The sequence below is a fragment of the Microbacterium sp. CSI-V genome, from assembly GCF_001984105.1.
Classification (GTDB): domain Bacteria; phylum Actinomycetota; class Actinomycetes; order Actinomycetales; family Microbacteriaceae; genus Microbacterium.
This window is the reverse complement of the sequence record NZ_MTQM01000008.1, coordinates 106,318-119,932: the sequence shown is the minus strand read 5'-3', so window position 1 is coordinate 119,932 and position 13,615 is coordinate 106,318. Positions and strand designations below refer to the sequence as shown.

Here is a 13,615-nt window from a genome sequence, read left to right as displayed (position 1 = left end):
GGCGACGATTTCTGGCGACTCACGCGTGAGAACTGTGAGAACTGACGAAGAAGGAGACGGGGACCTGTGAGCATCGAGGTGTGGGCACCCAAGGCGCAGCGCATGCGGCTGCGGCGGCTGGACGAGAGTGGCGAGAACGTCGTCGAAGACGTCGAGATGGAGCCCGGCGCCGGGGGCTGGTGGACGGCGCCGGTCGAGCTCGCGGACGGCGAACGCTACGGCTTCGTCCTCGGCGACGGCGACGACCTGCGCCCCGACCCGCGGTCGCGCCGTCAGCCCGCCGGTGTGCACGAGGCATCCGCGTGGTTCGATCCTTCGACCTTCGCGTGGACGGATGCCGCCTGGACCGGGCGCCAGCTCGCCGGCGGCCTCATCTACGAGCTGCACCTCGGCACCTTCACCCCCGAGGGGACCCTGGATGCCGCGATCGAGCGCCTCGACCACCTCGTCGACCTAGGCGTGACCCACGTCGAACTGCTGCCGGTCAACGGCTTCAACGGCGTCTGGAACTGGGGCTACGACGGTGTGCTCTGGTACACGGTCCACGAGGCGTACGGCGGCCCGGCCGCGTACCAGCGGTTCGTGGACGCCGCCCACGCGGCGGGGCTCGCGGTCGTGCAGGACGTGGTCTACAACCACCTCGGACCGTCGGGGAACTACCTGCCCGAGTTCGGTCCGTACCTGCGCGAGGGCAGCCGCAACACGTGGGGCGACTCGATCAACCTCGACGAGGACGCCGTCCGCTCCTACATCGTCGAGAACGCGCTCCTGTGGATGCGGGACTACCACGTCGACGGTCTCCGCCTGGATGCCGTGCACGCGTTGCTCGACGAGCGTCCGGTGCACGTGCTGCAGGAGATCGCCGAACGCACCGACGCCCTGTCGGCGCACCGCGGCATCCCGCTCACCACCATCGCCGAGTCGGACATGAACGACCCGAAGCTGATCCTGCCGCGCGAGGCCGGCGGGTACGGGCTCACCGCGCAGTGGTCGGACGACTGGCACCACACCGCGCACGTCGCCCTCACCGGCGAGACGATCGGTTACTACGAGGACTTCGCCGCGATCGACGCGTTCGAGAAGGTGTCGGAGGGCGGGTTCTTCCATGACGGCACGTACTCCACGTTCCGCGGGCGCGCGCACGGCCACCCGATCCCGGAGGACGTGCCGAACTGGCGCCTCGTCACGTTCGCGCAGGACCACGACCAGATCGGCAACCGCGCCGCCGGCGACCGCCTGTCGCAGAGCCTGCCCTTCGACCGCCTCGCCGCGGCCGCCGTGCTCACCCTCACCGCCCCGGGTACGCCGATGCTCTTCATGGGCGAGGAGTGGGGCGCGAGAACCCCCTGGCAGTTCTTCACCTCGCACCCCGAGCCCGAGCTCGGCGAGGCCACGGCCAAGGGCCGCGTGGCCGAGTTCGAGAAGATGGGCTGGGACGAGTCGGTGGTCCCCGACCCGCAGGACCCGGACACGTTCCGCCGGTCCAAGCTCGACTGGTCGGAGCCCGACGGTGACGGCCACGCCGAACTCCTCGCCCTGTACCGCGAGCTGGCGAAGCTTCGCCGCGCGCGTCCCGAGCTCACCGACCCCTCCCGCCACGGCCTGTCCGCGCGTGCTCTGGAGGCCCCCGGCGGCCGCGTGTACGAGCTGCACCGGGGCGACCTCGTCGTGCTCGTGAACCTCTCGGATGCCGAGGCGGCGGTGCCCGTGGCATCCGGTGCCGGTGTGCTGCTCGCGACCGTCGACGGGACCGTGCTGGAGGACGGACTGCTGACCGTCCCCGCGGGAGGCAGCGCGATCGCGGCTCCCGCGCTCTGACGGGACGCGGCGGCTCAGTCGATCGAGGGACGGATCAGACGCAGCCCCGAGACGACGGCCGGCGGCAGCAGGACGACGAGGGCGACGAGGATCGCGGTGATCGCGATGGGGGTGTTCGTCGGAGATCCGGTGAGGCGCTCCACGGCGAGCCACGACAGCCCCCACGCGAGGGCGAGCGCCGGAGCCACACGCCAGCCGCTCCGCCAGGCGATCGCCAGGCCGATGATCGCGACGACGACCAGGACCGTGACCCCGATCGCGCTCGCCGCGTCCTCCCACGACGGCGGGACGACGGTGGTCAACCACGCCGCGGTGTTGGCGACGGTCGCCAGGGTGACCCAGCCGAGGTGCAGCCCCGTGACCCCGTCGATCAGCACGGAGTCGACGACGCCACCGCGCGGGTCGCGCGTGACGACCGCGGTCCGGAAGGCCCAGCCCAGCGCCGCGAGCAGCAGCACGATCACCACGACGGTGAGGAACAGCGTGCCGAAGCGCGCGGCGACGAGCCACAGCCCGTTCAGAACCATCGTCACGGCGATTGGCCAGCCCATCGCCCGCTGGCGCTCCGAGGCGCGCTGGCGGGGGAGCGCCTGCCAGATCGCGTACGCGATCAGGCCGAGGTAGATCACGGACCAGATCGAGAAGGCGGGTCCCGCCGGAGCCAGGTAGGACCCGTCCGTGTCGAGCGCACCGCCCTGCTGGTCTTCGACGGCGGTGTTGCCGAAGGCTCCCGCCCCGATCACCGCGGCGATCAGCATGAACGACACCGCGGAGAGGAGGACGATCTGGCGTACCAGGTCGGATCCGTGCGGGGTGGTGGTGACGTGATCTCTCGCGTTCATGGATAGAACACTAGATAAGCTAGCCAGTTCCGCGCTCCGGCTTGACAGCGACCGGCGCCGTCGTGCGCGCGTCGCGGGCGGTCAGACCGCGAGGGCGGCGAAGGTGCGCAGCAGCAGGGTCGGCTGCTCGACCGAGGCGGTGCGGACGTGCGCGGCCACCTCGTCGAAGGCGTCCGCGTCGAAGTAGCCCGCCGCGCGGTACACGGCCATGCGTGCGACGAACGCGTCCGCCGTGGGTTCGGGGTGGAACTGCGTCGCCCACAGGCTCGTGCCCGCCCGGTACGCCTGCACGGGACAGTCGTCGTTGCGGGCCAGCAGTGTCGCCCCGGGAGGGACCTCGGCGGTGCCCTCCTTGTGCGCGGTGAGCGCCTCGAAACGGGGGTTCAGGATGCCGAACAGCTCGTCGCCTGCCCCCTCCTCGGTCAGCTCGATCTCGGCGGGGCCGGTGCCCTCGGGGTGATCGAGGGTCACGACGCCGCCGAGGAGCCGCGTGACGACCCCGATCCCGAAGCAGGTGAACAGGGTCCGCGTCCGCCCGGTGAGCCCCGCGGATGCCAGTTCCTCCAGGTCGCGCTCGAGGCGGAGCTGTTCGTCGGTCTTGTCCGTGTCCGTGACGTTGAAGGGACTGCCGCCGACCACGACCCCGGCGTAGCGCTCGAGGTCGGACGGAAGCGCTGTGCGGACGAGATCGTGGTGCACCAGGTCGCCGTCGGTGACGCCGAGCCCGTCGCGGAAGGACGCCCATTCGGCGACGGCCGCCTCGCGCTGCGGACGCGCGCAGACGTAGAGGAGTCGACCGGTCACCCAGGGATTCTATGCGTGTCGCGCGCACGACCCCCGGGGCGTGACTCGCCGCGACAATGGGGGTATGACCACCGCGACCCTTCTCGTGACCGATGTCGAGAACCTCGGCGAGGTCGTGGCCCTGCTGCGCGCGGCCGCCGCCGAGCTCGACTGCGGGCTCACCCTCCGCACGCTCGCCGGGGACGAGGTCGACGAAGCCGAGGCGGCCGCGGCCGCGCATCGTGATCGCGAGCGCAAGCGACTGCCGATCCCGGTGAAGGTCGACCTGCACGCGCTGTCGGACGGACCCGTGGATGCCGAGGCGGTCCTGCGCGGCGCGCGGGCGCGGGGGCTGCGGGGCGGAGCGACCGTCGACGAGGTACGGCGCACGACGAAGCGCTGAGAGGCGTTCGGGGCCCCGCCTCAGCGCGAGGAGCGCGCGGTGCGGCCGCGCACGACGCCGACGAACGTCTCCACGTCGTCGGTCGTCGCGTCCCGCCGCCACGCGAGGGCGACCGTCGAGACCGGGCCGTCCGCGAGGATGCGGTACTCCACGTCCCGGCGCTGGTGGGCGCGGGCCAGCGACATGGGCACGATCACGACGCCGACCCCGGCGGCCACCGTCGCGATCGCCTCTGCGGTGTCGGCGGGAGGCGCGAACGCCGGGGGCGCGGCATCCGGGATCCGGGCTCCGAGGACGTCGTCAGCGGGGACGATCAGGATCTCGCCGGCGAGATCGTCGGCCGTGATCTCCTCGTCCGCGGCGGTCAGCGGCGACTCGGTCGACATCACGACGACCGGGAGCTCGTCGTACAGGGGGATGACGTGCAGGTCGTCGGCGCCGTCGATCGGGAGGCGCACGAGAGCGGCATCCACGTCGTCGAGGGCGGCGCGCTGACCGGACACGGAGATCTCGCGCAGCTCCAGCGGTACGTGCGGCATCCGGTCGCGCCAGAGCCCGATCCACTTGCCCGGTGTCGCACCCGGAACCGCGCCGAGGGTGAATGTGCGGGCGAGGTCGGCGGTCGGCGACGACGACGGGCGAGGCGCGCGGGCCGCGGCGTTCTTGCGCGCCGGGGCGGTCTTACGCGCCGGCGCGGGCTTGCGCGCCGACGCCCCGGACCGCGGGCGTCCCGCGCCCCCGCGCGCACCCCGTGATCCGCTTCCGCTCTTGGCCATACCCCCCAGGCTAACGTGGGCACATGCTCGGCATCCTGGCGCTCGTCTTCGCGGGGCTCGCCGCCCTGCTCCACGTCTACATCTTCGTTCTCGAGAGCGTGCGCTGGTCGCACCCGAGCGTGTGGCGGATCTTCGGCCTGACGTCGCAGGAGGCGGCCGACACGACCAAGCCCCTGGCGTACAACCAGGGCTTCTACAACCTCTTCCTCGCGATCGGTGCGGCCCTCGGTGTCGTGCTCTGGGCGGTGAATGGAGTCGGTGACGTCGCCGGTCGGACGCTGCTGCTGTTCTCGCTCGGCTCCATGGTCGCCGCGGCGCTCGTGCTCGTCACGTCCGGCCGCAAATACCTGCGACCGGCCACGGTTCAGGGAACGCTCCCGCTCATCGGATTCGTGCTGACGTTGCTCGCGTGAGTTTCTCGATGTCGAGGAAATTCGGCAGCGGAATCTCGACGTCGAGGAAATCGCGAGCTTTCGAATTCTTCGACGTCGAAACGAATTGGCGCCGTTTTCTCTCGACGTCGAAGCACATTTCATCCCGAGAAGACGAAACCCGCACGTTCCGAAGAACGTGCGGGTGATGGATGCCGAGAGGCGTGAGCCTCAGGCCGCCAGGCGAAGACCTCGTCGATCGGTGGCGACGGCTTCGCCGTCGTTAATGATCTCGTCGTCGCCGATGAGCGAGCCGACCGCCACGCGGGCCTTCGATCCCACTTGGGTGCGGACGCCGATGTGCGCGCCCGCGCCGATCACCGCTCCCGCGCAGATGTGCGCGTGCGGTTCGATGCGTGCTTCCGGCCCGATCACGGCATCGGATTCGATCCACGCGCCTCTACCGACACGGACACCCGCCGCGATCTGCACTCCGGGCTCGACGTACGCGCCGTTCTCCACCAGTGCCGACGGGTGGACCTTCGCGCCGTGCGCGACGAGTCCACGACCGTTGACGTGCTTGCGGTAGCGCAGCGTCTCGCCGTGGTCGTTCTCGATGTCGATGTAGTTCTTTCCCACGATCCCCTCCGATCGGCTCTTCGGGTGAGCCGACTAATGTGACAACCGATGCGGGTTCACTCTCATTCCCGTGCATGGTTGTTCGGCGCGGACGCCCGAGCGGATTCCCGCCGGACCACGGATTTTCCGCTGCGCCGGTTTGTCTTCCACCGTTGTCGCATGCCCGGCTCAACAGAAACGGCGGGTTGACAGCGGCGAGGAATCCGCTCTCTGTTCCCGCCGTGGATCGGTCGATACGGTGAGGGCATGCCGTGGCGAATATATGGACCCGCTCTGATCGCGGCCCTGCCCCTCGGGGCCGGGATGGGCGCGGTTCTCGGGTCCACTCTCACGTGGACCGGTTGGGGCTCTCTCGGTGCGTTCGTCGTCAGCGGAGCGGTCTTCGGTGCTGCGAGTGCGATGCTCGGCGCCGCCGGTGCGATCGTCGGCGTCTCCCCCGCGGTGCGACGAGGTGAGCACGCTGTGATTCCCGCGGCCGTCGCGGGGACGGCGGTGGGGGTGGCATCCCTGTGGATCCTCCTGCTCGCGTACGTGGCGATCATCGCGGGCGCGTCCGTGCTTCTGGTGCTGGTGCCCGCCGTCCTCCTGGGCGCACTGGCATCGGCCGTGGCGGCGGCGGTGTGCGCGGCTCTCATGGCCGGATGCCGCGCCCTGGATCGTCGACGCAATCCGCCGCCGCTCCTGCCCGGGGCCGCGGGGTGAATCAGCCCGGTTGGCAGGTAGGGCACCAGAAGACGTTGCGTTCGCTCGTCGCCGAGGCGCCCAAAGTGGTCGCGCGGATCGGGGTGCCGCACCGTCGGCACGGTGCTCCGTCGCGCCCGTAGACCCACATGCGCCGGCCGGGCCGATTGTCGCCGGTGAAGGTGCGTTCGGCCCGCGGGAGGTTGGCGTGGATCATGCGATGGCCGAGCGCGATCGTGGCCGCCACGTCGATCTGGTTCGCCGGGGTGGTGGGGGCGATGCCGCGGACGAAGAGCAGTTCGTTCGCGTAGACGTTGCCGAAGCCGGCGACGTTCCGCTGGTCGAGGAGAGCGACGTGCGCGGCGCGCGTGTCGGCCGAGACCCTTCGCACGGCCTCCGCCGCGTTCCAGTCGGGACCGAGCAGGTCGGGGCCGAGGTGTCCGACGACGCGGTCTTCGTCGGAGGTCGGCAGCACCTCGACCATCGCGAGGTCGAACCCGACGGTGTCGGCACCCGTGACACCGACGATCGCCCGGGCCTTGAAGGCGGGGCGGCGCCAGCGTTCGCCCGGACGATAGACGTCCCACCGGCCCTCCATCTTGAGGTGCGAGTGGAGCGTGTAGGCGCCGATGCGTTCGAGCAGGTGCTTCCCGCGCGCGACCACCTCGTGCACCGTCTCGCCGCGGAGGTCGGCGGTGGCGCTCCCCGGGACGCGGATGTCGAACCTCGTCACCTCGCGGCCGGCGAGCGCGGCGGAGAGCTTCGCGGCCGCGCGGTGAACGGTGTCGCCCTCAGGCACGGGCGGCCTCGCGGAGCGTGTCTCCCGCCGTCAGGCGCCGCAGCGTGAGCCCGCGCGGCGACTCGACGAACCCCGCCTCGCGGAGGGCCCGGCCGACGGCCGTGCCGTACACGAACTCGCCGTTGACCTGCTCGACCGTCAGGGTGTCGAGTCGGCGTCGGCGCGAGGTCTCGGCCAGGTCGCGGGCGGCCGCCTGCAACCGCGCCTCGTCGTCGGTGAACGCCAACGCGCTGCGCCCGCCCCGCTCGAGGTACAGCGTCAACTCGCCGTCGACGAGCACGACCAGACCGCCCGCCTTGCGTCCCGGGCGGTGGGTCACCCCCTCCAGCGCGGGCCAGCCGAGCGCCGCCCCATAGGGGTTGGCGGGGTCGGTCGCGGCGAGGGTGACGGTCCGCAGCGGCGGCGGGTCGGCGACCGCGGCGAATTCGCGGAGCCTGTCGACGGTGGCCGAGGCCGCGAACTGGGCGGCGCCGAGCTTCTCGATCACGTACCCGCGGCGGCAGTGCCCCGCCTCCTCGAAGCCGGCGAGGATGCGGTACACCTGAGCGAAGCCGCCCGGCACGCCCTCCGACTGCACGGCGCCGCGCGTCACGACGCCGTACCGGTCGAGCAGCAGGCTCGCCGTCGCGGTCGCGCGGGCAGCGGCATCCGGTTCACGGTCCGGGAGGAGCGACCAGCGTCCGCCGAGCGACGGCGGTCGGGGCGCCGAGGTCGGGCGCGGCAGGGTCGCTCCGCGGTACATGCGGGCGCGGGGGGCGCGACGGGCGACGCGGTGGGCCTGTCCGCCGCCGCCGAGGAGCGCGCGGACGGGAGCGAACGTGTCGTTGGTGACCCGACCGGCCCAGGTGAGGGCCCACAGCGCGTCGTTGACGGACTGCTCGTTCTCGGCGCCGACCAGCTGCTTCAGCTGTGCGGCGAAGTAGGCGCCGCCGCCCTCGAGAGCGGTGAGCAGGCGGGCCTCGAGCGAATCGGGCGCGGGATCTTCGGGGTCGTCCGGATCTTGCAGCGTGAAGGGTGCCGCCTCGGCGGGGTGCAGGGCGATCCACCCGTCCCGCCCGGGCAGGGTGCCGTGCCCCGACCACACGACCTCGCCCGTCGCGGTCAGCTCGTCGAGCAGCGCGGGGGTGTAGTCGGCGACGCGCGAGGGCAGCACGAGCGACTCCCACGCGCTCGCCGGGATCGGGACGCCGGCGAGCTGCTCGATCACCGCGAGCACCCCGTCGACACCCTCGAGGGGCCGTGTGAGGTGCTGCCAGACGGGGAGGAACCGCGCGTACGCCGACGGGGGCACGGGCTCGACGCTGCCGCGGATCGCCGCGAGCGACCGCATGCGCAGGCGGCGGAGCACCTCGGCGTCGCACCACTCGGTGTCGTCGCCGCGGCCGGCGGTGGCCTCGGGCAGGAAGAATCCGCTCGACAGTCGCCCCTGCGATTCGAGACGCTGCAGCGTGAGTCGCGCGACCGCGACACCGACGCCCAGCCGCTCGGCCACCGCGTCGGTCGTGAAGGGGCCGTGCGTGCGGGCGTAGCGGGCCACGAGGTCGCCGAGGGGATCGGCCACGGGTTCGAGGAAGGCGTTCGGGATGCCGACGGGCAGGGCCGCGCCGAGCGCATCGCGCAACCGCCCGGCGTCCTCGATGCCGGCGACGCGGGAGACTCCCGCGATCGTCACGGGGATCGCGCGCCGATCCTCGATGAGTGCCTGGAGATGCGCCGAAGCCTCCTCGGACGACTCCCCCTCGAGACGGGCGGCCACCTCCGCGGCATCCAGGGGGCCGAGAAGGCGCAGCAGGTCGGCGACGCCCTCGACGCCGCGCGCACGACGGTCCGGATCGAGGCGCTGGGCCTCGCGCTCGAACTGGGCGATGACCTCGGGGTCGAGGAGCTCGCGCATCTCGACCTTGCCGAGGAGCTCGCTCAGCAGCGCCGGGTCGACCGACAGCGCGGCCGCGCGGCGCTCGGCGAGCGGCGAGTCGCCCTCGTACATGAAGGCGCCGACGTAGCCGAAGAGCAGGTCGCGCGCGTACGGGGAGGGCTGGCTGGTCGTCGTCTCGACCAGGCGGATCCGGCGTTCGCCGATCTGCCGCGCCACGCGGAGGAGCGCGGGGAGGTCGTAGACGTCTTGCAGGACCTCGCGCAGCGTCTCGAGGATGATCGGGAACGACGGATGCCGTCGGGCCACCTCGAGCAGCTGGGCCGAGCGCTGACGCTGCTGCCAGAGCGGCGACCGCCGGTTGGGGTTCAGCCGCGGGAGCAGCAGCGCGCGGGCGGCGCACTCGCGGAACCGGGAGGCAAAGAGCGCGGAGCCGCCGACCTCGTCGGTGACGATCTGCTCGAGCTCGTCGGGCTCGAAGACGAAGAGATCGGCCCCGGGCGGCTCGGCCGCGGCATCCGGAACCCGCGCGATGATGCCGTCGTCGCTCGCGACCGCGGCGCCCTCGACGCCCAGCCGCTCGCGGATGCGGGCGTTCACCGCCAGCGCCCACGGCGAGTGCACCTGCATGCCGTACGGCGAGTGCAGGATGATGCGCCAGTCGCCGACCTCGTCGCGGCTGCGCTCCACCGTCAGCGTGCGGTCGGTCGGGAGGCTGCCCGTGGCCTCGCGCTGTTCGGCCAGGTAGGCGAGGAGGTTGGTGATCGCGTTGTCATCGAGGCCGGATTCGCGCAGGCGCTCCTCGGCCTTGGCGCGGTCGGCTCCGGCGATGTCGCGTGAGAACTTGCCGAGCGCCTCGCCGAGCTCGGCGGGACGACCCAGGCCGTCGCCGTGCCAGAACGGCAGCTTCCCGGGCTGCCCGAAGGCGGGGAGGACGTTCACCCGGTCGTGCGTGATCTCGACGATGCGCCAACTCGTCGTGCCGAGGGTGAAGACGTCGTTCACCCGCGACTCGTAGACCATCTCTTCGTCGAGCTCGCCGACGCGGGCGTTCTGCGACTCCCCGGCGACGAAGACGCCGAAGAGGCCCCGGTCGGGGATCGTGCCGCCGCTCGTGACCGCGACGCGCTGGGCTCCGGGGCGGCCGGTGAGGGTGCCCGCGTCGCGGTCCCAGACGAGCCGCGGGCGGAGCTCGGCGAACTCGTCGGACGGGTAGCGGCCCGCGAGCAGATCGAGCGTCGCCTCGTACGCCGATCGGGGGAGCGAGCGGAACGGCGCGCTGCGCTTGACCGTCTCGAACCACTCCTCGACGTCGATCGACCCGAGAGCGCACGCCGCGACGGTCTGCTGCGCCAGGATGTCGAGCGGGTTCTGGGGGACGGCGATCGCCTCGATCTTGCCCGACAGCATGCGCTCGGTGACGACCGCGGTGTGCAGCACGTCGCTGCGGTGCTTCGGGAACAGCGCCGCGCGGCTGACTTCGCCGACCTGGTGGCCCGCGCGACCGACGCGCTGCAGGCCGGATGCCGCACTCGGCGGCGCCTCGACCTGGATCACGAGGTCGACCGCGCCCATGTCGATGCCGAGCTCCAGGCTGCTGGTCGCGACCACGCACCGCAGGGTGCCGGACTTCAACTCGTCTTCGACCTGGGCGCGCTGCTCCTTCGAGACCGAGCCGTGGTGCGCCTTGGCGAGGATCGCGGCGACACCGGCCGAGGACCCGGCCTGCGCCATCATCGTGGCCGGGACCGTCGGCTCGGGAACGTCGATGCCCTGCCGCTCGGCGTAGATCTCGTTCAGACGCCCGGTCAGGCGCTCGGCGAGTCGGCGGGAGTTGGCGAAGACGATGGTCGAGCGGCGCTCGAGGATGCGATCGACGATCGCCTCCTCGACGTGCGGCCACACCGACCCCGACATCTCGGTGCTCTCGGGCCGCTCGGAGAACCACTCGCCGTCGGTCGGGTCGTCGGGAGCGGGGCTGCCGGGCGGGGGCGGGGGATTGAGCATGTCGTCCACCGGCACGACGACCGACAGGTCGAAGGCCTTGGTCGCCCGCGGGGCCACGATGTCGACGGGCTGCGCACCTCCGAGGAACCGGGCGACCTCGTCGATCGGGCGCACGGTCGCCGAGAGCCCGATGCGCTGCGCCGGGGCGTCGAGGAGCGCGTCGAGCCGTTCGAGGCTCACCGCGAGGTGCGCACCGCGCTTGGTCGCGGCGACCGCGTGGACCTCGTCGATGATGACCGTGTGCACCCCCCGCAGAGTCTCGGCGGCCTGGCTCGTCAGCATGAGGTACAGCGACTCGGGGGTCGTGATGAGGATGTCGGGCGGATCGGAGACGAGCTTGCGGCGATCGCTCGAGGTCGAGTCACCCGAGCGCACGCCCACTGTGACCGCCGGGACGTCGATTCCGAGCCGCCGCGCCGACTGCCCGATCCCGACGAGCGGCGAACGCAGGTTCCGCTCGACGTCGACGCCGAGGGCCTTCAGCGGCGAGATGTAGAGGATGCGGGTGCGCGTGGGCGTCTTCTTCGCGCCGCGGCGCGGGGGAGTGGCATCCGGGACCTCGGGCGCCTTCTCGCGGAAGACGCGGTCGATCGCGAACAGGAAGGCCGAGAGCGTCTTGCCCGATCCGGTGGGCGCGACGACCAGGGCGTTGCGACCGGATGCCACGGACTCCCACGCGCCCTTCTGCGCCGTGGTGGGCGCCGAGAACGCACCGCGGAACCAGTCCTGCGTCGCAGGACCGAACCTGTCGAGTACGTCGGCCATGCCGACATCCTCCCCCGGACCTCCGACATCGGGCCGGGGTTGACGTTCGCCGGTCGCGGAACGACGTTCCCCCGCGGGGTCGGCCTTCGGCCGGCGGCGGTGCCCCGTCGAGGTCACGGCGCGCGCTCGATCAGCCTCCCGTCGCTCAGCTCCAGCCGCAGGTCCAGCCCGAGGCGGGCGAGGAACGCGTCGTCGTGACTGACCAGGAGTACCGCCCCGCGGTACGCCTGGAGGGCCGACACCACCTGGTCGACCGTGTCGATATCGAGGTTGTTGGTCGGTTCGTCGAGCACGAGGAGCTGCGGCGGCGGATCCGCCAGCAGCACGCGGGCGAGCGCGACGCGGAATCGCTCGCCGCCGGAGAGCGAGCCGACGGGGCGGGTGACCGCGTCGCCGCGGACGAGGAAGCGGGCGAGCCGGTCGCGGACCGCGGGGACGGGAACGCCCGGCGCCGCCGCGCAGACGGCGTCGAGGACGGAGGCGGCGTCGTCGAGGTCGTCGAGACGCTGGGGGAGATATCCGACGTGTTCCACGCTCGCCCGGGCGCGGACCGCTCCCGCCGCCTCCGCGCCGCGCACGACGCTCTCGAGCAGCGTCGTCTTCCCCGCGCCGTTGCGCCCCACCAGGGCGACCCGCTCCCGGCCGGTGACGATCCATTCGCGTTCGCCATCCCCCAGGGAGAGGACGCGCCGACCGGGCGCGTTGCCCGGATCGGGCAGGTCGATGCGCACCACGTCGTCGTCGCGGACGCGGGCCGACGCCTCGTCCAGCGCCGCGCGCGCGGCATCCTCGTTCCCCCTCATCTCGGTGCTCAATCGGCCGGCGCTCACCTGCGCGGCGTTGGCCCGTCCTCCCGCGATGATCTTCGGAACCCGCTTCTCGACCTGCGCCTTGTGCGCGACGCGGGCGCGGGCGGCGAGCTTGTCGTTCGACTCGATGCGTTGTCGTCGCTCGCGTCGAAGACTCTGCGCGGCGTCGCGCTCGGCGCGCACGGCGGCCTCCTGTTCGGCGTCGCGGTGCGCTCTCCAGACGCTGTACGGACCGCCGACGACGCTCAGGCTGTGGCCGTAGAGCTCGGCGGTGGCATCCATCAGCTCGAGCAGGCCCACATCGTGACTCACCACGACGAGCGTGCCCGGCCAGGCGCGGACGAGCTCTCCCACCCGCGCACGCGCCTCACGGTCGAGGTCGTTGGTCGGCTCGTCGAGCAGAGTGATGTCGGCCGCGCGGCCGCGCAGGCCCACGAGCGCCGCCAGCATCGTCTCGCCGCCGGAGAGCTCGCCGACGGTCCGATCCAGCGCATCGGATGCCAAGCCGACCTCGGCGAGGAGGGTGTGGGCGCGCGCCTCGACGTCCCAGTCGTCGCCGACGGCGTCGAAGTGATGCGGAGCCACATCGCCCGACTCGATCGCGCGAAGGGCGGTCAGCGCCGTCTCCACGCCGAGGAGCCAGGAGACCGGGCGGCGGGGATCGGCCGCCAGACGCTGGGGAAGCATCGCCACCTCACCGGATGCCGAGACCGTCCCGGACGAGGGGGTGAGACGGCCCGCCGCTACGCGGAGGAGCGTGGACTTGCCGGCGCCGTTACGGCCGACGAGACCGGTGCGGCCGGTGCCGATGGCACCGGAGACGCCGTCGAGGGCGACGGCGCCGTCCGGCCAGACGACGCGGACGCGGTCGAAGACGAGAGAGGAGGAAAGGGAAGGCATGACGGGACTCCGGGGACGCGGGATGCGCGGACACCGGACCCGTCCACAGCAGCGGAGGGCGGCCGAGAAACGGCGGGTCGACGGGTCAGCGCGCGGACAGGGGCGCGGAAGCGTCGACGTTCTTCACCGGAGGAGACCTCGTTCTCGGG

At 72.2% G+C, this 13,615-nt stretch carries 11 protein-coding genes; 4 read left to right on the top strand and 7 right to left on the bottom strand.

The window, feature by feature from the left end; all coding sequences use genetic code 11:
• The first annotated feature begins 102 nt into the window (after window positions 1-102).
• Window positions 103-1,818, top strand: coding sequence for a malto-oligosyltrehalose trehalohydrolase (treZ, locus tag CSIV_RS07200; RefSeq protein ID WP_202401215.1), 1,716 nt, complete (start codon window positions 103-105; stop codon window positions 1,816-1,818).
• A gap of 14 nt (window positions 1,819-1,832) precedes the next feature.
• Here treZ and CSIV_RS07195 read toward each other — a convergent pair whose 3' ends face one another.
• On the bottom strand, window positions 1,833-2,660 hold the full coding sequence (locus CSIV_RS07195) for a tryptophan-rich sensory protein (protein WP_077050742.1): 828 nt from the start codon (window positions 2,658-2,660) through the stop codon (window positions 1,833-1,835).
• An 81-nt stretch (window positions 2,661-2,741) separates the two neighbouring features.
• Window positions 2,742-3,464, bottom strand: a complete 723-nt coding sequence (locus CSIV_RS07190; protein ID WP_077050741.1) for a glutamine amidotransferase-related protein — start codon at window positions 3,462-3,464, stop codon at window positions 2,742-2,744.
• A 64-nt stretch (window positions 3,465-3,528) separates the two neighbouring features.
• Between CSIV_RS07190 and CSIV_RS07185 the strand changes: the two genes are divergently transcribed.
• Entirely contained in the window at window positions 3,529-3,846 is a 318-nt protein-coding gene (locus CSIV_RS07185; protein WP_077050740.1) for a hypothetical protein, read from the top strand.
• Window positions 3,847-3,866: 20 nt separating this feature from the next.
• On the opposite strand, the gene CSIV_RS07180 is transcribed toward CSIV_RS07185, so the two are convergent.
• On the bottom strand, window positions 3,867-4,622 hold the full coding sequence (locus CSIV_RS07180; RefSeq protein ID WP_077050739.1) for a LysR substrate-binding domain-containing protein: 756 nt from the start codon (window positions 4,620-4,622) through the stop codon (window positions 3,867-3,869).
• 23 nt (window positions 4,623-4,645) lie between these two features.
• On the opposite strand from CSIV_RS07180, the gene CSIV_RS07175 reads away from it, so the two are divergent.
• Window positions 4,646-5,035 (top strand): DUF1304 domain-containing protein, encoded by a 390-nt coding sequence (locus CSIV_RS07175; RefSeq protein ID WP_077050738.1) that lies wholly within the window; start codon window positions 4,646-4,648, stop codon window positions 5,033-5,035.
• A 189-nt stretch (window positions 5,036-5,224) separates the two neighbouring features.
• Here CSIV_RS07175 and CSIV_RS07170 read toward each other — a convergent pair whose 3' ends face one another.
• Entirely contained in the window at window positions 5,225-5,632 is a 408-nt protein-coding gene (locus CSIV_RS07170) for a transferase (protein WP_077050737.1), read from the bottom strand.
• A gap of 246 nt (window positions 5,633-5,878) precedes the next feature.
• On the opposite strand from CSIV_RS07170, the gene CSIV_RS07165 reads away from it, so the two are divergent.
• Window positions 5,879-6,334, top strand: a complete 456-nt coding sequence (locus tag CSIV_RS07165; protein WP_139340640.1) for a hypothetical protein — start codon at window positions 5,879-5,881, stop codon at window positions 6,332-6,334.
• 1 nt (window position 6,335) lies between these two features.
• Here CSIV_RS07165 and CSIV_RS07160 read toward each other — a convergent pair whose 3' ends face one another.
• The 3 genes from CSIV_RS07160 to CSIV_RS07150 form a co-directional block, all read right to left on the bottom strand.
• Window positions 6,336-7,112, bottom strand: a complete 777-nt coding sequence (locus CSIV_RS07160; RefSeq protein WP_077050735.1) for a DNA-formamidopyrimidine glycosylase family protein — start codon at window positions 7,110-7,112, stop codon at window positions 6,336-6,338.
• Window positions 7,105-11,757 (bottom strand): ATP-dependent helicase, encoded by a 4,653-nt coding sequence (locus CSIV_RS07155; protein WP_077050734.1) that lies wholly within the window; start codon window positions 11,755-11,757, stop codon window positions 7,105-7,107. The genes CSIV_RS07160 and CSIV_RS07155 overlap by 8 nt, the downstream gene beginning before the upstream one ends.
• 113 nt (window positions 11,758-11,870) lie before the next feature.
• Entirely contained in the window at window positions 11,871-13,466 is a 1,596-nt protein-coding gene (locus CSIV_RS07150) for an ABC-F family ATP-binding cassette domain-containing protein (protein ID WP_077050733.1), read from the bottom strand.
• Window positions 13,467-13,615: the final 149 nt, after the last annotated feature.

Excerpts from the sequence above, each read along its gene's own strand:
- treZ (WP_202401215.1), top strand. The coding sequence starts at position 103 with ATGCGGCTGCGGCGGCTGGACGAGAGTGGCGAGAACGTCGTCGAAGAC.
- CSIV_RS07195 (WP_077050742.1), bottom strand. The coding sequence starts at position 2,660 with ATGAACGCGAGAGATCACGTCACCACCACCCCGCACGGATCCGACCTG.
- CSIV_RS07185 (WP_077050740.1), top strand. The coding sequence starts at position 3,529 with ATGACCACCGCGACCCTTCTCGTGACCGATGTCGAGAACCTCGGCGAG.
- CSIV_RS07180 (WP_077050739.1), bottom strand. The coding sequence starts at position 4,622 with ATGGCCAAGAGCGGAAGCGGATCACGGGGTGCGCGCGGGGGCGCGGGA.
- CSIV_RS07175 (WP_077050738.1), top strand. The coding sequence starts at position 4,646 with ATGCTCGGCATCCTGGCGCTCGTCTTCGCGGGGCTCGCCGCCCTGCTC.
- CSIV_RS07165 (WP_139340640.1), top strand. The coding sequence starts at position 5,879 with ATGCCGTGGCGAATATATGGACCCGCTCTGATCGCGGCCCTGCCCCTC.
- CSIV_RS07155 (WP_077050734.1), bottom strand. The coding sequence starts at position 11,757 with ATGGCCGACGTACTCGACAGGTTCGGTCCTGCGACGCAGGACTGGTTC.
- CSIV_RS07150 (WP_077050733.1), bottom strand. The coding sequence starts at position 13,466 with ATGCCTTCCCTTTCCTCCTCTCTCGTCTTCGACCGCGTCCGCGTCGTC.